This is a genomic window from Bacillus sp. SA1-12 (assembly GCF_000981385.1).
GTDB lineage: Bacteria > Bacillota > Bacilli > Bacillales > Bacillaceae > Metabacillus.
On the sequence record NZ_LATZ01000036.1, the window covers coordinates 1 to 19,018 of the forward strand.

Here is a 19,018-nt window from a genome sequence, read left to right on the forward strand (position 1 = left end):
AATGTTGTATCTTTCTAATAGCTTGTTATATCTTATTGAGGTGTACTGGAATCCTTGATCGCTATGTAATAGGAGTCCTTTCACATCTCTTTTTTTTATTGCTTTTTTTACTGTATCAGCTACTAGCTTTAGATCATTTCTTTCACTTATTTTATATGAAATAATCTCATTGTTGTAAAGGTCTAGTATCGTAGATAAATAGAGTTTCTTTCCATTAAATAGTAGATATGTTATATCAGTTACCCATTTTTCATTTGGGCGTGAAGCTGAAAATTCTCTGTTTAAATCGTTCTCTGAAACGACATATTTTTCTTTTCGTCCAAAGTGTTTCCACTTCTTTACTCGTATCTTTGCTTGAATTCCATTCGCCTTCATTAAACGATAAATTCTCTTATGATTAACTTTCAAACCATACATCTTTTTAAGCCAAGTTTGAACTCTTGGGTAACCGTAGCTCCAATTAATATCAGGATCTTGTTGGCATTTAATAATCTTAGTTACGATGGATTGATCTTCCAAGTCCTTATCTGTTGGGTTATCTTGGCGTTTTAGCCATTTGTAATAGCCACTTTTTGAAACACCGGCTATCTTACACAACGTGATAATAGTAAATTGATCCGTAAGCTCATGAATTATTTTGTATTTTAACGATTTTTCTTTTCCGGAATCATCTCCCTTTTCGCAGCTAATAGCTTTTTTAAATAGGCATTCTCTGCTTCTAATCGACTTATTTTTTCTGTATCACTCTCGTGGTCTTTTTTAGCTTTACCTTTAAGTGGGTTTCGAGATTTTCCTCTCTTTTCGTTTAACCCTTGAATTCCCTCACTTTTATAATGAGCTATCCATCTTTGGACAATTGTATATCCAATCCCTAACTCTTTGGAAATTGATCTGATCCCCATATCTTCGTTTTCGTATAAATTAATAGCTTTTAGTTTAATTTCTTTTGTATAGGTTGTTCTAATTTTCCCCATGAAAAAATCCCCTCCATAGAAGACAGTACAATCCTTTCTTTTTACTGTCCACTATAAGGGGATAATAACAGCTTGGAAGATCCTTTTAGCTGCTTATTGAATTAAAGCACCTGTTTAATATGGTAAATTTTCTAATTGCTCATTGTTGAGTAATATCAACAATTAATTCATCAAACAATTTTCCTTCAATAAAAACCTGTAGCTTCCATAGTCCTGAGGAGGGGAATAATACCGAAGAACGAGCGTGCCCGTAAATAACATCATCACGAGGAATTAATCTTTCATCTTTAAATGTTATTGGATTAACTGCTTCCGTTTCACCTTGCTTAAACGCTTTTACTTCCCATTCTTTGTAAGAAATATCCCCAGTACCCCAAAAATTCCACATCCATTTCTGTCCATTCTCTGTAACTGTTTTTGGACCAATTATTCCAATCTTGCCATCTTTTCCAAACATTTCTCCATATTCAGTTGTAAAGAATGGACTATTATCTTTATATTCTTCTTTAATCGTTTCTTCTGATTTACAAGCTGTCATAGAAAAAACAAAAATAAACAAGATCAATATCGATGAAATTCCCCTCAAAAACACCCCTCCTACTCAATACCATAATTCAATATTCTATTAAAGCAATCCTGCTCCGTTAGACGAATAAGTAAAAAATCACCGAATGGCATCCTAATCTGAACTCTTGCTACCCTAGAGTTTAAGTGATAACATTCACAAATTATTATAAAAAAGCCGATCTTTACATTGTGTACATCGGCCATGTTGGTTTCTAATGCTGAAAATAGGCGAAGCGACCACACTCCCAAGCGAACTAACAAACCGCAGACTCTATGTAAAAAGCGACGCAAAGACAGGTTTTGCGCCGCTTTATATATTAGAATTCATTATATCAGCGTGTGTATTGTCGGAATCTTAGTAAGGATTTCTATTAAGCAGGAATGGTGAGACACCGCTCTGGTAGCCATTGTACGAAGCTATTAATTAAATCTGGACGTATTAGCAATTACAAGATTTCGATATATCCTTCTGTTCCATGCACGCGAATACGTTGCCCATCCTTTATTAGTTTGGTAGCATTTTCCACTCCAACAACTGCTGGTAAACCATATTCACGTGCGATAACTGCACCATGGGTCATCAATCCGCCAACTTCGGTGACCAGCCCTTTTATGGATACAAACAATGGTGTCCAGCTGGGGTCAGTGAAGGAGGTTACTAATATATCTCCCTCTTCTAGATCAGCATCTTCCAAGTTTAAGATGACACGGGCTCTTCCCTCTATAACTCCAGAAGAAACAGCCAGACCTACAATCGCTTCGGCTGGAAGATTTTCTCGTTTGTACTCACCAACAATGATTTCACCATCAGATGTGATCACACGTGGGGGAGTCAGTTTTTCATATAATTTGTACTCATCTTTTCGTTTGTTGATAATCTGGTCATCCAGTTGGTTGGTGTGTACGACTTCGTGAAGTTCCTCAAAAGTGAGGTAGTAGATATCTTCTTTTTCATGAACTGCTCCCTCTTTAACGAGTCGGTCTGCTTCTTTCAGTATAGCCTGCTTATAAACGAAATAGCGATTAATCATGCCGTATTTTGGATATTCGCGGTAACCGATGAAATTACGGATACGATCGATCATTCGTTTTGTGTCTTTGGCCTTTTGTTCACCATCCGGCAATTGCTTCAATCGAGCTAATAACTCTTGTTCTTTTTTCAAAGCCTCCTGTTTCCCTTGCTCAAATTTCCGCTTGCCGGCATCAGGCTCAAAGTTTTTGATGTTACTGAGAATCATGGGGACAAGTATAATTGGTTTTTCGCTCCAACGAGTTTTCGTCATATCGATTTCTCCGCTGCAACGCATTCCATATTTGTTAAGATAAGCTATTATTGCGTCCCGGGCTTCCTGTCCGCCATTAAATTTAACCAGTTCATCCAAAAAGTTATCATCTTTTACATGTTGTAAATAATCAATTACTTCTGGATAAGGACGAATCACATCTGCGACATCCAATAATGCCAGACCCATTTCCGACGTAATATTGTTTGGTACAGATTGTGAAAGAATGTCTGCTACGTTTTTTTCACCTAGCCACTCGTTCATTTTTTCATTGATCCAATGTGAAGCATTTATAGCAGTCATAAATACAGCTGTACTTTGTGGGTCAAATAAAATTTTCTTTAACTCTTTGATATCTTCCAAAATAAAATCAAAAAGTTCCGAGCCTGATTTCGTTTTAATGTTTTGTTTTAACTCTTCTATCGACGTTTGACTGCGCCTAATTAACTCATGAACAATAGTCGGATTGTTTTCGAATTCTTCCGGCATTTCTGTATTGTTTCTGTTGGGACTCGGTACTTTTTGATCATTTGGTAACGATTTTATAAAATCTCCTCGTTCTACAACAGTCGTAAGTGCGTCTTTCATGAGCGGATCGTGTTGTCCCATGGAATTCAATAACATGATTCTGCTGTCAGGTGAAGCCAGCATAGGTGTGACATCCACAAACAACCTTCCACCAGCTTTACGCATAGGTGCAGGAGTTATTAACAGATGAAAAGACAATCCCAATGGTTTCATAGGGTCGGTCATCATTTGTTGATGACCGACAGATACATAGACATGATTTTCTTGATCATTCGCTACAGGGATAGGGAAAAGCGTCGTGATTGGCCGACTCTGGACAATATAAAATGTATCATCAACCAAACACCATTCGATATCCTGGGGGTAACCAAAATAAGCTTCGAGCTGTCTTCCTGTGCGTGCTAGTTGCAGAATTTGCTCATCAGGAAGTGTTTGAGTCTTTTGCATGTCAGGATCGATCTGCTGGGTCACTGTTCCACCTTCTTTTCGTCCATAGATAGCCAATTTTTTGGTTGCTATCATCTTATCAATGATTTCCTCTTCCCGTACTTTATAACAATCGGCAGATACCAAGCCAGAAACCAGTGCTTCTCCAAGTCCATAACTGGCATTAATTGATAGCAGCTTTCGGTTAGATGTAATGGGATCTGCAGTAAATAAAATCCCAGAAGCCTGTGGGAAAACCATCCTTTGAATGATAACGGATAAATAAACTTGACTGTGTTCAAATCCATTTTGCATACGGTAGATGACCGCGCGATCCGTAAATAGAGAAGCCCAACATTTGCTGATATGCTGTAAGATTGCTTCTTTGCCGATGATATTTAAATAGGTGTCTTGTTGACCAGCAAAAGAGGCATGCGGCAAATCTTCTGCCGTCGCACTAGAACGCACTGCATAGGCATGATCTTCACCAAGCTGGGAGAGATAATGAGTAACTGCTTTCACAACATCGGGAGGAATTTCTACTTCCATAAGGATTTGTCGAATCTTCCTGCTGATTTCAGCAATTTGATCCCGATCCTCTACTTTTAGCTTTGATAGTCGATCCAACAGAGCATGATACGTTTCATTTTGTTCGATGGCTTTTTGATAACCCACTGTTGTAACACAAAATCCTTCTGGTACTTGTATTCCTTCAATTTTTGATAATTCCCCTAAATTTAACCCTTTTCCGCCAACGAGCAAAAGCTGCGTTTTTTCCATTTCCTGAAAACCGAGAACCAAGGAACCCATTCTACATCCCTCCAACAAATCTCATTAAAGTTCTATTGCATTTTAGCAATAGTAAATGAGAATAAAAAGTCTATATTTACCATTCTCTAAATGCTATAATTAAACTGGGAGGAGATCAAAAAAATAATTGGACCTTCCATAAAGTATGCCAATGCCCCTGTTCACCCCTCGAAAGCAGATCATACTTTTTTTAACCCATAATGACTATCAATTTATCAATTTAATCTGTTTTTTTCCCAAAATGCTTATATGAATAGGTGATATCAAGATCTTATTAAACTCCCTCTGTTTACACATCTTAATAAATAATGATTTGTTATTAAACAATAAAGAGCTACCCATACAGGCAGCTCCTTAAGCATTAGATAATTGTGTTTTTCAAATTGGCATACATCGCCTTAACTGTCTCGTCAATTTCATTTCTGGACATCTTCATCGCTTTTTCAGCACGTGCGTAACCAATTTCCGTTTTTCCTGCTTCAAGGCCTTTAAATATCGCATCGGCAAATTCATCTACAGGGGTGCCGAAGGTATGCAAGCCAACTCCGCCTAAATCGGTATTAACTGCTGGCGGTGCAACTTCGATCACCTCAATGACCGTATCTTCAAGCTGATGCCTTAAGCTCATCGTAAATGAATGAACCGCCGCTTTCGTAGCTGAATAAATCGGCGCAATCGCCATTGGAGTAAAGGCTAAACCGGATGATACATTAAGGATAGCCGCATAGTCTTTATTGGCAAAATACGGCGCAAATAGCATGCTAAAATGAAATGGCGCCTCAATGTTGGAGGCTATTTCTTGACTGTAATAGTTCCAAGCTTCCTTCGCATTCGTTTTAAGAACATGGTAGCGTTGCTGAATGCCTGCGTTGTTTACAAGCACATTCACATCAGGGTGCTCGCTCATTACCCATTCGAACAAAGCAATGCGATCTGACTCTTTGGTGACATCACAAACGCGTGTAATCAGTTCAGGATATTTTTCCTTTGCTTCCTGGAGCTTTGCTTCACGTCTGCCGCAGACAATGACTTTATTGCCTGATTTTATGAATCTCTCAGCAAACGCAAACCCGATTCCTGCTGCCCCTCCAGTAATCAGTACTATATTCCCAGATCGTTTCATCATATCCCTCTTTCGTTGAACATTATGTAATTCATCATAAATTTTTAACTTTGTTACCTCTAAATTGTTGCATCATTATCTTATTTTTCACTCTTAACCCCCTACTATTCTTCCTTTTAACTATTAAAATTTCGACGACACTAATTCCTATTCCTTCATGAGCAACCTGTTCCTTTACTTTAATAAAAAAAGCATTACTCCATATTGAAGTAATGCAACAGTTTAAGTGCATGCTTTCAAAACCTTTCATAACCCTATGAATGTATGAAAACCGGCACTTTAAATCCTTGTAAAGCCCCTCCATTCCGCTGGTAAAAGTCCCCGATATTTCTGAGTAAGATAACGATCGTCAACAAGTACAATCACTCCAGTATCTGTCTCAGACCTGATTAATCGGCCGCCTGCCTGCAGCACCTTGTTCATGCCAGGGAAGGTATAAGCGTAATCATATCCGTTTTTTCCTGTAGTTTGAAAATACTCATTGATAATATTACGTTCAAGACAAAGCTGTGGTAAACCTACTCCAACAACGATGACACCATTCAGCCTATTCCCTTTTAAGTCAACACCTTCAGAGAAAATACCGCCTAATACCGCAAATCCAATCAGTGTTTCCGTATTATCTTCTTTAAACTCTTGTAAAAATTGCTCCCGTTCATTCTCATCTAGTCTGTTTGTTTGAATAATGGTGCGAATTTCTGGATCAATTGCGGTAAAGTCTTCATACACATTTTTCATATAGTGATAGGAAGGAAAGAAAATCAAATAGTTTCCGCTTCGTTCGCGCAGAAGCTTTGAAAGCATGTCAATGATCTGCCTTTTTGTATGGTCTCTGTCATGGTATCTGGTTGATAAGGGTTGAAGGAAGACCTCTGTTTGTTCTTTTGCAAATGGTGAAGGAATCGAAATGGTATAATCCTCTGACGTACCCCCTAGCATATCCAAAAAATACTGGAGTGGTAATAGTGTGGCAGAAAAATAGACAGTTGTTCGAAACTTTTTCCGGATCTGCTGCAAAAGATGAGAAGGATCCAAACAAAACATTTTGAGATGAATGTCATTTTTCTCCGTTTCCACATAGGTCACATACCGTTCATCATAAAGCTTTGAGATTCGGACAAATCCCATTGCAGCAAAATAAGTATCTAATAGTGTTGTCTGATCAGCGGATTTTGTTGGCTGCAATAATTCGATCTCAGCGTTACGAACAAATTCTTCAAGCATGCTGATGAGATCGGCATCTATTTCCTTCCACACAAGATACCCTTTTTCGGAACTCTTTTTCTTCATGTCAATGAAATATTTATTTAGCATATGAACAGAATCATGCAATTCGGTCTCTTTATATTCACGTTTTAATGTAAGAAAATTTGACTTTTGTAAGTCAGCTGAAAACATCTCTCGAGCACGGTCCACAAGATTATGAGCTTCATCGATTAATAAGGCAGACTGTCTTTTATGTTCATCAAAAAATCGCTTTAATGACACTTTCGGGTCAAAAATATAGTTGTAATCACAAATAATCGCATCTGCCACAAATGCTAGGTCTAAGGAGAATTCAAAAGGACAAATCATATGCTTCCTCGCATATTCCTCTATGGTTTGGCGATTAATATACGTTTTATGAGAGAAAATATCTAACACAGCAGCATTAATTCGATCGTAATAGCCATTCGCAAACTCGCAATACTCCTTCTGACAAAGAGTTTCTTCTTTAAAACATACTTTATCCTTTGCTGTAATGGTAACTGCGCTCATACACAAACCTTTATTTTTCATTTGTGAAAAAGCTTCTTCGGCGGTTTGTCTTGTGATAGTTTTTGCCGTTAAATAAAACATTCGTTCGAGCTTACCTTCTCCAATCGCCTTCACGGTTGGGAAAATTGTAGAAATAGTTTTTCCAATACCAGTAGGTGCATTAGCAAAAATATTTTTTTCCTCCGAGATCGTTTTATAAATGGCACCTGCGAGCTTACGTTGACCCTCCCGATATGTTTCAAAAGGAAATGACAGGTTTTTAATGCTATCATCTCTTCTTAATCGATGGATTTGCATGAGTGAGGCATAGGGAACATACTGCTTCACTAACTCGTTGACAAACTGTTCGAGCTCTTGAAATATAAAATGTTGTTGAAATGTTTTTTGCTCTTCTGTCACAGCATGTATGTAAGTTAATTGAACACTCATTTCATTTTGTTCATGATCTTTTGCATACATATAGGCATACACCTTAGCCTGCGCCCAGTGTACAGGGTATGTCTCCTCCTCAATTCCGCTCAAGTCTTTTGAGGTTGACTTAATTTCATCAATAACGATTTTATCATCACGAAAAAGCAGCCCATCACAACGACCTTCAATTAAGAACTTTATTTTTTCATATTTAATTTCTGTTTTTAGAAAAACCTCTTTTTGATCTGTTTCTTGATACGTACTTTGTATGGCCTTATGGGCTTTTGTCCCTTCTGTAAGGGTTGTAGAAGTTCGAAAACGATTATCAATACTTCCACTTTGAAACACATATTCAACTAATGTACGTACAGAGAGCTTTATTTCGGGTAGCATGTCATCACCTATAGTTAAAATCGATTAGTTCTATCGTACAAGGTATTACTGAAATTGACAAAGATAAAGTTAACTAAGTAGAAAAATGATAGATTTTCTGAAGATTGCTCTTTAAAATCCTACAATTTGCCTTCGTCTGCTCTTAAATAACAATTCTATATTATTTCTTCAAAAATCATCTCAATTTGATATTTGTTTAATATCAAATTGAGATATATAATCATTTCAAGAAGTTACATAAAACGCTTACAACACACAATATAAGTTGCTTCTGAAATGAAGGAGGATATAACATGAGCCAATTAGTGAGAGAAACCAAAATGAAGGCTTTATTAGCCAAACAAAAATTCAATGAAAAAGAAATCGCAGAAATGTCAGATTCCCAAATTGAATATTATCACTGGCTCTATTTTGTAGATTCTGTTTACGACTATATGTAAAATTAAAGAACGGATATATAATGCAAAGCTTTTGTACGAAGTACAAAAGCTTTTTTAGTACCTTTCTTCATAATGCTAGTAATATTGTCGTCTTGTACGTAATTTCCCTCAAAGAAAAAAATCTTCATTATTTTGAATAGTATAAATATCCAATAACCCTTATAATATAATCAGGCATCTAGTGTAGGCAAATCACTAAAAATATTGGTATTCATTGAGGAGGTAAATGAAATGGAAGTAACAGTAGAAACAACAGTTCAAGCTCCAGTAGAAAAGGTATGGGAATATTGGACAGAGCCAGATCATATGACAAAATGGAACAATGCTTCAGATGATTGGCATACACCATTTGCTGAGAATGATCTAAGAGAAGGCGGAAAATTCGTATCAAGAATGGAAGCCAAAGATGGCAGTGCTGGTTTCGATTTTGGCGGAATCTATGATGAAGTAAAGTTACATGAGGTTATTGCTTATACCATGGATGATGGTAGAAAAGTGAAAATCAGTTTTAAAGGTCAAGGAAATGAAACCGAAGTCATTGAAACGTTTGATGCTGAAACAACACATCCGATTGAGTTTCAACAACAAGGATGGCAGGCGATTTTAAATAACTTCAAAAAATACGCCGAGGAAACAAACAATAAATAGACTGCTCGGGTTACATTTTGATTAATTTACATAATCAAATCAATTAAAGGCGTTTCTGTGGATATAAATATTCTATGCTCACAGATACCGCCTTTTTTTATTTTACCTTCAATTAACTAACCCCCCCCGATTTGACTAGGAAAGAAGGTACCCTATTTCCTTTTGGGTACCCTCTTAAATTAAACCATTAGTACGCTGTTTCTTCGTTATTTAGATTTAATTGCCAAATAATACCGAATTTATCTGTTACTTGACCATAAAGCTTTGCCCAGAAGGTCTCTTGAAGCTCCATGACAACCGTTCCGCCCTCTTTAAGTCTGTTATAAACAGATTGAAGCTTGTCTGCATCGAAGCTATGATAAGCAATGCTAATGTTATTACCAACTATAAATGGTGAACCAGGGAACGTATCAGAAAACATTACATTGCTGCCTTCAATATTCAGACGTGTATGCATAACTAAATTTTTTGCTTCCTCTGGTAGAGGATAATCTGGATTTGGAGGGTTTTCTCCAAACGTCATAATGTGAGGTTGTTTTGTTCCAAAAACCTCTGCATAAAACTCAACAGCTTCACGGCAATTTCCGTCAAACTTTAAATAAACATCTACAGCCATTTCATTCACTCCTTAACATAATAGATCTTAAGGTTGTCTCTCCTTCATTCTAACCAAAAAACGAATAAATAACATTTATTTCTTTTCACAAGGTTTAGTTAAAAAGTTGAGTTCCTTGGGTTTGTATTATGTTAAGATTGAAAGAAATTAATTTATTTCAAAGCAATGGCAGGTCTATAATAGAGATACATTTCCTATTAATATAGAGCCTGCATATGAATAAGATTTTTTCTTAAGCTGACTCCTTTAAAACTTTTGTAACCGCTTTAACCAAAGCGTGGATATCAACAGTTATTTCTCTTTTACTTTATTTAAAAGGATTAAGCTTATCATAAAGCTTATATGTTAGACAGTCCCTTACTGTCTTAATTGATTACTAGTTAGCCCCTGGTTGCTGCTGCTTATGCGATAAATAACTGATGTACTGAACGATCTATTAAACCATCACTGAGAAAACGGTTAAAAACACCTAAATAAGTAAGAGAGTAATTGACGCAGCTCATTAACCTATGCAAGTATTACTTTAAATAATTCTTTTAAGGAAAGTGATAACATGCTTTATATATGGGACATTGAGAAGATCATTAAAGAAACACTAATTGAGCACAAACTAAATATTAACTATGAATTTACCAATAATCTAACTGCACCTATGAGTTATAACGTATCTACAAATACGATCAAATTTAATTATCTTCAAGTTAACGCGTATATAGGTAATTTTAAATTCAAAGAGACAGAGGAAAACTTTGTAAAAATCATTCTTTATCATGTGATTGGTTATTATTTAGATTTTAAGAAAAATAAGCATGATTTAAGAACGCTCATATACGGAGAAGAAGAAGAAAAGGAGATGCTTAAAGCTGATATCGAAATAAATGCTTGGGAATATGGGCGAATATTGGTACCCCTAAATTTATTAGATTCTTATGATAAAGTACGTGAATTAGATAAGATGCTGATAAAAACTTATAAATAAGGTATTCCATTAAGGAGCATTTGCTGACTTGGCGGTAAGCCTTTCTTAATTGCTGATAGAGTGGTTGCTTGCTTGTATTTACTATAGAATGGAAAAAACCAGCTAATTTTTAGAAAAGCCTTTTGTACCTAGTACTAAGGCTTTTTTGTTTATGACAAACAGAGAAGTTGATAGTGACCTTTATAGTAATAATTCCCCCTCTTTCAATTTTCAGTAAAAGAACTGAAATGATAGAAAACTTAGGTGACTTCAATTTAAACAGGAATGGATTATGGTAACAATTTTCACCAATAAAAGCTATGATCTTTTTAAACCCTTCTGGATTTTATATGAATGAACTTATCTCTTATTACTTTTATAATAAATAAAAAAGGAATATACAAATAGACGAAATAAAATCCCAGTTGAGAAACATAATTGTTTAATAACTCTAATTTCAAGTAATTATCAATTATAAAGGTGCATACTAAAATTAAAGCCAATGCATTAATTAATGAAATCCTAGGCTTAATATTAAATAGTTTCTTATAGATTCTGCAAATGCTCCATAAATGTACACTTATTGTCGGAATAATAACAGCTAACCAGCTAAATATAAAGATAAATTCAAATCTTTCAACAAAAGGTAGTTCTATGATTTTTGTTATCTCTAGTGTAGGCCATTTACTATTAACTAATTGGCCGATACTGAAATATGTTAAACTTACTAATGCTACAGTAGTTAATAAAATGGTCGTAAAAATGATCGCAATATTTGCCCATTTTTTTGAAGTATGACTATGTTTCAATAACGGGAAATAAATGAGTAAGGTTTCAAATCCAAAAAAGATGGAACTACTTTCTTTAAATGCTTTAATAAATTCATTGAAAGATAAATTAAAAATAGGCAATATATTATTGATATGTGAAAATTTCAGCGGGAAATATAGACTAAATATAAACAAAATAAAGGGAATAAGTGCAAATAGAAAACAAATTCCCGTAACAACCCTAAATCCACCAGAAACAATATAATATATCATCATTAACATAAGGATACCTATTTCCCATTTACTAACAGATGGAAAGGCCCACACTTGGACGATTTCAAGGTAAGTACGAAAAACTGTTATTGTAACTCCTAAGAAATAAATAGAAATGAATATTGTGATTACATTTCCGAAGAATTTCCCAAAGAATTCTTTATGAACCGTCATAATATCTGTATGATCACCTTGTAGGATCTTATAAATTAACCATAAAACAAAGTGAAGACTTATCCCCGTAAGAAGCACTACGATCCAACCATCATGTTTGGCATTTTTTGCAATGATATTTTGAAATCCCAATAGACCAATGCCATTTTGGGAAGAGATCATAATAAAAAAAACTAAAAAATTGGATACAAGATAATTTTCCTTCTGTACATTACCCATTATTCTGCTGCTCCTGTATTAACGATATTTACATTTACTTTAATATTAAATTTAATACTCGGATAGATTTGCTTATAAAATTCATTCTTTTTCCAGTTTCTTTGGGTAACTCTATATAATTCTCCAATACCAACTGGATCAACATTTTCATTTTTAAGTTTTTCCAACAGATTCACTAGGTCCCTTTCTATGCTCGTTTCAATTTCTTTTTTTATGCTATTATTGATACCCGAAACTGTTAATTTAGATGCTTGTTCCTTCAAGTAAACGTTAAATGTTAAATGATAACTTACTTCAGGACTGTTGTTAGAAAAGTTGACTGAAGGTTTTGTTTTCTTCGATATAACCTTAACTAATAAGTTAATATTATCACTGGTTGTAAATTCGTATGTGCTGTTATAAACCGAACGATCAACTAACATTTTCAACAAAAAAGTCTCATTATTATTAAGAGATACTCTCAGCTTATCGTTTTTAAAAATCCCTACACCATCCCCTACTAATAACCCCTCATTGTTTATTTCCATTTTAGGTATATACATATCTTGGCCTTCGGTATAATACTGATAGGAGATTGTGTGTAGGTTGGTTAAAGGGACATTTCCGTTTTCCATACTCTGATCCAAAACAGAGGATAGAAAATATGGCGGGTATTTTATACTTTCTTCTAGAAGTTCCCTCGCTTTTTTCTTTGAGATAATTAGAGTGGAATTCGTTCCAATATTAGGATCACTATTCAAATTAACTAATAAATCTGAAATACCGTCTCTAGCAAAGTCATCACCTATGACAACTGAGTCTAATTGTGAAATGTCAATTTCTTCAGCAGTTTGTTTTGAAAATGAAGTGAAGACACCTGTTGTTGTTTTTGATTCGGCTGTAAACAACTTTCGGGGATGAGATTCTTGCATTGATTCAACATAAACTGGATAAGAGGCTGTCCCTTTTATCTTGTTATTTTCTATGTCATAACCTATCGTTTGGATAATCTTCACATCATCAATAATAGTTGTTCTTGTGCAACCAATTAGAAAAAAACAACATATAGGAATCCATATAAATCTAATCTTCCATTTATACTTATTCATTATTAAAGTCGTCCCCTATATCTTTATTTCTTCCATTCACTTTGAATCTGGATTTAAGAAGTGGTCTAAAAAGCTCACGTCTCTTTCTAATATATGGTAATGAAAATCGAATAAATCCATCTGTAAATTCAGCATATCGAAATGGATATAATGGGGCTAAATAAGGCATCCCAAAAGATTTTAATCGGAGAGTATGTGTATATAAGATAATAATGCCAGCTACTAATCCTAATCCTCCCCATATTGATGCTAATATAATCAAAGGAAACCTTAAAAAGCGAATTGTATTTGACATTTTAAACGTTGGAGTTGTAAATGAGGCTAATGCTGATAGTGCCACAATAATTAATAAAATATTACTAGTTAATGCAGCTTCAACGGCTGCTTGCCCAATAACAATCCCTCCAACAATTCCCAATGTTTGTCCTACTTTAGTGGGTAGCCTTGCACCAGCTTCACGTAAAAGCTCAATAATTACTTCTAAAAATAGGGCTTCAATTAATGGAGGAAACGGTACGTTTACTCTAGAGTCAATAATAGGGCCTAACATATCCTTGGGTATTATAGCAATATGAAATGTTAAAACAGCTACATAAATTGGAGTTGCAGAAATAGAAAATAACACACCTAAAAATCTAATTAATCGAAAAAACGAGCCAAGTACCCAAGGTAATAAATAGTCTTCTGGCGAAACAAAAAAATCAAAAATAGAGGTTGGAGCATTAATGACATAGGGAGATCCATCACATAAAATAGCTAATTGCCCATTTATAAGACAATATGCAGCACGGTCTACTCTTTCAGTCGTCAATAATAAAGGAAATGGTGTAGATGAATGATCAGTGATCAGTTGATCTAATAGAGAACTATCACAGATTAAGTCATAATCAAGGTCTTTAATTCTCTGCCTCGCCGTATTAAGATGTTCAGGGTTCATAATTCCTTCAAGATAGGCTATGACAACTCTTGTATTTGACGTTGTTCCGACAAATGTTTCTTCAAATTTAAGATTGGGTGTATTTAAACTTTTTCTTAATAATCTGAGGTTTGTATCTATGTTCTCTACAAAACCAACCTTTGGTCCGATAACGCTGTATTCATTTTCAGCATCATTTTGTTCACGGTAACCAGTTGCAATGGTTAATGAATTGACAATAATCCCCTGAGCTTTATTTATAAAAATAAATGCACTTCCTTGTAGGATTTTCTCTGAAATTTCTTGAACATTAGTACTTACTTTTATATCCTTTATTGGAATAATTTTTTTTATGTCTTCTAAATTTGAGATGTCTCTAAGGTTTTTAAGAATCGGGTTCGATACATGTTCCTGGATTATTTTTTCATCGACTAATGTATTAAAATAAGCAATTTTCAAAGACAAACACTCACTTATAATTAAGCAATTGAAATCGCTAGATTGTGAAAAATAAGATAATATTTCATCGATGTTTTTAAATTTCGGTGATGAATTTATGTTAAGGGATACCATATATATTTACTCCCTTTCTATCGTTCAAAGATGAGTCTATAATAATGTCTCCGTAGAGGTGCAAGATATACATATCCTATATAAGATCATGAACAATTTTTTTGAATTCGCGCTGATTTGGATCGCTTCATCTCATTCCCTTTTGAGAAGTACATATAAATATTAAAAATCTTCATTCTAAACACAAATATAATTATCTAAATCAGATGAATACCCCTGGAACTCTCATACCACTATCCGTACCAAAACGTTCTATTTATGTATGAAGCAGTTGTGAATCTCAGTTACCTCGGATACCCTTCCATTAAGCTAAAACATTACTTTTGTCTTATCAGCTGGACTTACTACTAGAGCTTACACCTATGTCGGTTGCAACTAAAACAAAGCAGGGAAACTCCAATAGTCTCCCTGCTTTGGTCATTTCAGTTTTCTAGATTATTTATTGGCATACAAAAGGTAAATATTAAATTTGTACTACTCCACCATCGACAAAAACTTCACTTCCATTCATATAACTGCAATCATCCGACGCAAGGAACACAGCAATTTTGGCGACCTCATGAGCAGACCCTATTATTTCCCTTGGGATCTTAGTAGCTACTGTTACTTTAAATTGTATTTCTTGTTCTTCATTTCCCCTTCCTCCCAGATATAAAAATCCTGCTGTTTCTGTCGCTCCGGGACTTAAAACATTTACTCGGATATTTCATCCTTTAAATCATAAATCCAACTCCTAACAAAACTACGTATGGCTGCCTTTGATGCACTATAAACACTAAATGCTGGTACACCTTTTGATACCATGATTGATCCTATTATAATGATAGAGCCACCGTCTTTAAGAAATGGTAAAGCCTTTTGGACCGTGAATAGAGCACCCTTGACATTAATATCAAATGCCTTACCATAATCCTCTTCAGTTATTTCTCCTAATGCTGCCCAATCGCCAACTCTAGCATTCACTAAAAGAATATCAATAGACTTTTCTAGTTTTCCTACAGTTTTATATAATTGTTCAAGATCGTCCATATTGGAGACATCTCCCCGAATTCCTATGGCACCTTCCCCTAGCAATTTTACAGCTTTGTCAAGATCTCACTGTCGGCGACCAGTAATAAAAATCTTAGCTCCTACATTAACAAATCGTTCAGTTGTTGCAAGTCCAATACCACTGCTATCTCCTGTTATGACTGCAACTTTTCCTTGATGTTTACTCATATCACCTCACTCCATATTAAGTTATAAATTACTTATTATATCTATAGAAATTATTGATCAGTTTCGAATTTTCAACAAGATTCTCTTCTAAGGAAATTGTCATGGATCTAGTAAAATACTTGACAATCTTTAAGGTCTTCTGAAAACATAAGCACCATCTTGACGAAAAAACATATTAATTATTTGAAAATACCTATTATCTAACATAACAACACTAAGATTATCTGGATTTCCTAACTTTTTTATTATAGAATCTCCTGAGCTTCGATCTATATAGTCCAAACCATTTGTTTATTCGGCTCACCATATAAATATTAAATATTTAAAGATGCTGCAAGGAATTATGATAAATTATAGATCAAGTCATACAGGCAAGAAGCTCATCCATATAGATTAACAAACCAAGGAAGATTAGATAAATGAAAGGTTGATAAAAGAAAAGGATATAAAGAAATAAATATGATTTCACAACTTCTTATGAAATCAAAATGGTTGGTGGACTAAAGCACAGGGAAATACCTAGAACATGACTCAAACTAGATGGGGAGGTGAAAGGTAAAGGGGTTAATTAAGTTCATTTATTAATTTTTTAAACTTTTGCTTGAATATAAGATAGATTCAAAAGTCAGAGCACCTTTATTTTCCATTTAATTGTTCTAAATATCATTAAAGTACTTGTTAAATTTAATGTAGATTTGTTGACTGTTTAAACATAGAAGGTGATACACCAAACCTCTCTTTAAATACTTTCGAAAAGTGTGCAACATTTTCAAACCCTGTAGAAAAGCAGACCTCTGTAACAGAAAATTCTGTATGTAAAAACAGTTCTCTCGCCTTGTCTAAACGACGATTTCTTATCCATTTTAGTGGAGAAGTATTGTATATTTCTTTAAATTCTCTTTTAAATGTTGATAAACTTCTTCCAGATAGATAGGCTAAATCATTTACATTTACAGGATTATATAAGTTTTCTTCAACAACATCGAGGATACTTCTTCTTTCTTTTTGTTTCAGTAGTAAAAATTGAAATAACAATTTCTCATTCGTATCTACTAAATCGTACAGTAATTCTAACAATTTTAATTTAACCAATCCATTGCTAATACTGCTTGAATCATTAAATAAGGGTTTTAGTGATTCAATATACCCTTTTAGTCGTTTATTTATAGGATTAACAGTTAATGGAACAACTATAGAAGGAAATGAATGGTTAAAATCATACATTTTTATAAACTCAGTTAGTAAGTCATCCTTTAAAAAGAACATTATATAGTCAAGTAAATACTCCGACTCTTCCTTCCCTGTTTTTTCATACTTGATGACAATAGATTTATGTAATAAAACCATTTCATTCTCATTTACTTTATATGTTTTTTCACCAAAGCATATTTTATATTGGCCCTTAAGAACAAACAATAACATATGATCTTCTAAAAACATGGTTCCTGTAGTTCGTTGTGTATGCAAACAGGATTCTACTACGGAAAAACCATTCATTTTTAAAACACTTTGTTCATAGGGTGCTTCTGTAAATCCATGAGGTACTTTTAAAATCTTAAGCATTATTTTCCTCCTCACTCTAAAATTTTTTTATTCTTCGTACTCCTAAGAATTGAATCCAATTAAAAAGTCTTTATGATGAAAGAACATGGATTCATATACTATCATGACTGTATTGAATTCATGTCCTTTCAATATATATTTAGTATAATTATGACCATTCATACTCCATATGACTTTCGACTAACTCATACCACCGTTCTCTTGATAAGTTTGCCTGAACACACTTTGTATTCTGAGGTTTCTATTATCCCATCTTCATTAATCGGATAACACTTCCCCATCTCTTTTTATGGATGGATGAAAATGGTATATTCCCTCTATAAACACTTGATACCAAACCTAAAAACCAATACCGTCCAAAATTTCCGACTATGATCCTTAATACCCTTCTGATACTCGGGATGCCACTTTAAATACTTCTTTGTCAAAAATGGTAACCGTAATTCCAATGAATGGGCCATTGTCATACGATCCGCTTTAACTAAAATATCCCCGCGCAGTCAAGTATTCATATCAATATATTACATTTTTTGCACATCATGTAACTGGTGAATGCTTTGTAGGTATACTTTTGTTACATTTTGGGACGGCCAATTTCTATTATAATTACAGCTATTAAGGATATCGAGTAGGAGGGGGTGACTAACCCTCGACCTCTCACACCACCGTACGTACCGTTCGGTATACGGCGGTTCAATTAAGTTTGACGTAGAAATTCATATCTTTGATATAAACTTTTAAGCCCACGGGAACTCCAATAGGAGTTATCAAGGGTTTTGTGTAGAATTGGACTACAGGCGATTCTCCAATATTTCTTTCTTGAGTTTCCCCATTCGTATGCCATGTTATCAGGAACACCTAAACCTTTTAGTTTTCTAACTCTTGTTTTAGGTGTTTTCCATTGTTTCCATTCAACCATACGAAGTCTTCTTCTTATCCACTCTTCAAATTCTTTGAACTTACTTGGTGTATCAGCTAAAGCGAAGTATCCGCACCACCCTGTTAGATATTGGTTTAGTTTTTCAATTCTAACTTCCATAGGACTAGGTTTTGAACGAGATGTGATCTGTCGTATCCTAGACTTTAGTCTTTTGATACTTTCATTCGCTATTCTGACCTTGGGTTTCTTATGGTTTGTAAAACTGAAACCAAGAAACTTCCGTTTCCAAGGGCGGTCTACCGCTGACTTCTCTCTATTAACTTTAAGTTTTAGTTTCTTCTCAATAAAACTTGTAATTGAGGTCATCACTCGTTCACCAGCTTTCTTTGACTTCATGTATATATTACAG

General features: G+C 34.6%; 15 protein-coding genes and 2 pseudogenes. 3 read left to right on the top strand and 14 right to left on the bottom strand.

What is annotated here, in order from left to right; translation table 11 throughout:
• The 6 genes from WQ54_RS16295 to WQ54_RS16325 all read right to left on the bottom strand — a co-directional run.
• Positions 1–723, bottom strand: a 723-nt coding sequence (locus tag WQ54_RS16295) for an IS3 family transposase (protein WP_156178003.1), incomplete at its 3' end; no start/stop codon positions are given.
• Positions 645–974: a helix-turn-helix domain-containing protein gene (locus WQ54_RS16300; RefSeq protein WP_046512178.1), complete on the bottom strand. Its 330-nt coding sequence runs from the start codon at positions 972–974 to the stop codon at positions 645–647. The genes WQ54_RS16300 and WQ54_RS16295, both read right to left, overlap by 79 nt.
• Positions 975–1,113: 139 nt before the next feature.
• Positions 1,114–1,560 (bottom strand): DUF4871 domain-containing protein, encoded by a 447-nt coding sequence (locus WQ54_RS16305; protein ID WP_156177994.1) that lies wholly within the window; start codon positions 1,558–1,560, stop codon positions 1,114–1,116.
• Positions 1,561–1,987: 427 nt separating this feature from the next.
• Positions 1,988–4,588 (bottom strand): phosphoenolpyruvate synthase, encoded by a 2,601-nt coding sequence (gene ppsA / locus WQ54_RS16310; RefSeq protein WP_046585520.1) that lies wholly within the window; start codon positions 4,586–4,588, stop codon positions 1,988–1,990.
• Between the two features lie 361 nt (positions 4,589–4,949).
• A complete protein-coding gene (locus WQ54_RS16315) occupies positions 4,950–5,711 on the bottom strand; it encodes an SDR family oxidoreductase (protein ID WP_046585522.1) in 762 nt (253 codons plus the stop codon).
• A 279-nt stretch (positions 5,712–5,990) separates the two neighbouring features.
• Positions 5,991–8,273, bottom strand: a complete 2,283-nt coding sequence (locus WQ54_RS16325; RefSeq protein WP_046585525.1) for an ATP-dependent DNA helicase — start codon at positions 8,271–8,273, stop codon at positions 5,991–5,993.
• 293 nt (positions 8,274–8,566) lie between these two features.
• Between WQ54_RS16325 and WQ54_RS33710 the strand changes: the two genes are divergently transcribed.
• Together WQ54_RS33710 and WQ54_RS16330 are read left to right on the top strand one after the other, a co-directional pair.
• Positions 8,567–8,713 carry a BH0509 family protein gene (locus WQ54_RS33710; RefSeq protein WP_156177995.1) on the top strand — a complete coding sequence of 49 codons (147 nt, stop codon included), beginning with the start codon at positions 8,567–8,569 and terminating at the stop codon, positions 8,711–8,713.
• Positions 8,714–8,944: 231 nt separating this feature from the next.
• Entirely contained in the window at positions 8,945–9,361 is a 417-nt protein-coding gene (locus WQ54_RS16330) for an SRPBCC family protein (protein ID WP_046585527.1), read from the top strand.
• A gap of 187 nt (positions 9,362–9,548) precedes the next feature.
• Here the strand turns inward: WQ54_RS16330 and WQ54_RS16335 are convergent, their stop codons facing one another.
• The gene (locus WQ54_RS16335) at positions 9,549–9,977 is read right to left on the bottom strand and encodes a VOC family protein (protein ID WP_046585529.1); all 429 of its coding nucleotides are present in this window, start codon (positions 9,975–9,977) and stop codon (positions 9,549–9,551) included.
• A 553-nt stretch (positions 9,978–10,530) separates the two neighbouring features.
• Between WQ54_RS16335 and WQ54_RS16340 the strand changes: the two genes are divergently transcribed.
• Positions 10,531–10,956, top strand: coding sequence for a hypothetical protein (locus WQ54_RS16340; protein ID WP_046585530.1), 426 nt, complete (start codon positions 10,531–10,533; stop codon positions 10,954–10,956).
• Positions 10,957–11,264: 308 nt separating this feature from the next.
• Here WQ54_RS16340 and WQ54_RS16345 read toward each other — a convergent pair whose 3' ends face one another.
• From WQ54_RS16345 to WQ54_RS16370, 7 genes and pseudogenes are all read right to left on the bottom strand, one after another.
• Positions 11,265–12,371, bottom strand: coding sequence for a GerAB/ArcD/ProY family transporter (locus WQ54_RS16345; RefSeq protein WP_046585532.1), 1,107 nt, complete (start codon positions 12,369–12,371; stop codon positions 11,265–11,267).
• On the bottom strand, positions 12,371–13,459 hold the full coding sequence (locus WQ54_RS16350; protein WP_046585534.1) for a Ger(x)C family spore germination protein: 1,089 nt from the start codon (positions 13,457–13,459) through the stop codon (positions 12,371–12,373). Before WQ54_RS16350 ends, WQ54_RS16345 begins: the two co-directional genes overlap by 1 nt.
• Positions 13,452–14,948 (bottom strand): spore germination protein, encoded by a 1,497-nt coding sequence (locus WQ54_RS16355; protein WP_046585537.1) that lies wholly within the window; start codon positions 14,946–14,948, stop codon positions 13,452–13,454. The genes WQ54_RS16350 and WQ54_RS16355 overlap by 8 nt, the downstream gene beginning before the upstream one ends.
• 463 nt (positions 14,949–15,411) lie before the next feature.
• Positions 15,412–16,166 (bottom strand): annotated as a pseudogene (locus tag WQ54_RS16360) (SDR family oxidoreductase).
• A 684-nt stretch (positions 16,167–16,850) separates the two neighbouring features.
• Entirely contained in the window at positions 16,851–17,729 is an 879-nt protein-coding gene (locus WQ54_RS16365) for an AraC family transcriptional regulator (RefSeq protein ID WP_046585539.1), read from the bottom strand.
• 258 nt (positions 17,730–17,987) lie between these two features.
• Positions 17,988–18,265, bottom strand: a pseudogene (locus tag WQ54_RS35485) (asparagine synthase-related protein); the annotation flags it as partial.
• A gap of 161 nt (positions 18,266–18,426) precedes the next feature.
• A partial coding sequence (locus tag WQ54_RS16370; protein ID WP_046585542.1) for a group II intron maturase-specific domain-containing protein occupies positions 18,427–19,018 on the bottom strand: 592 nt, incomplete at its 5' end.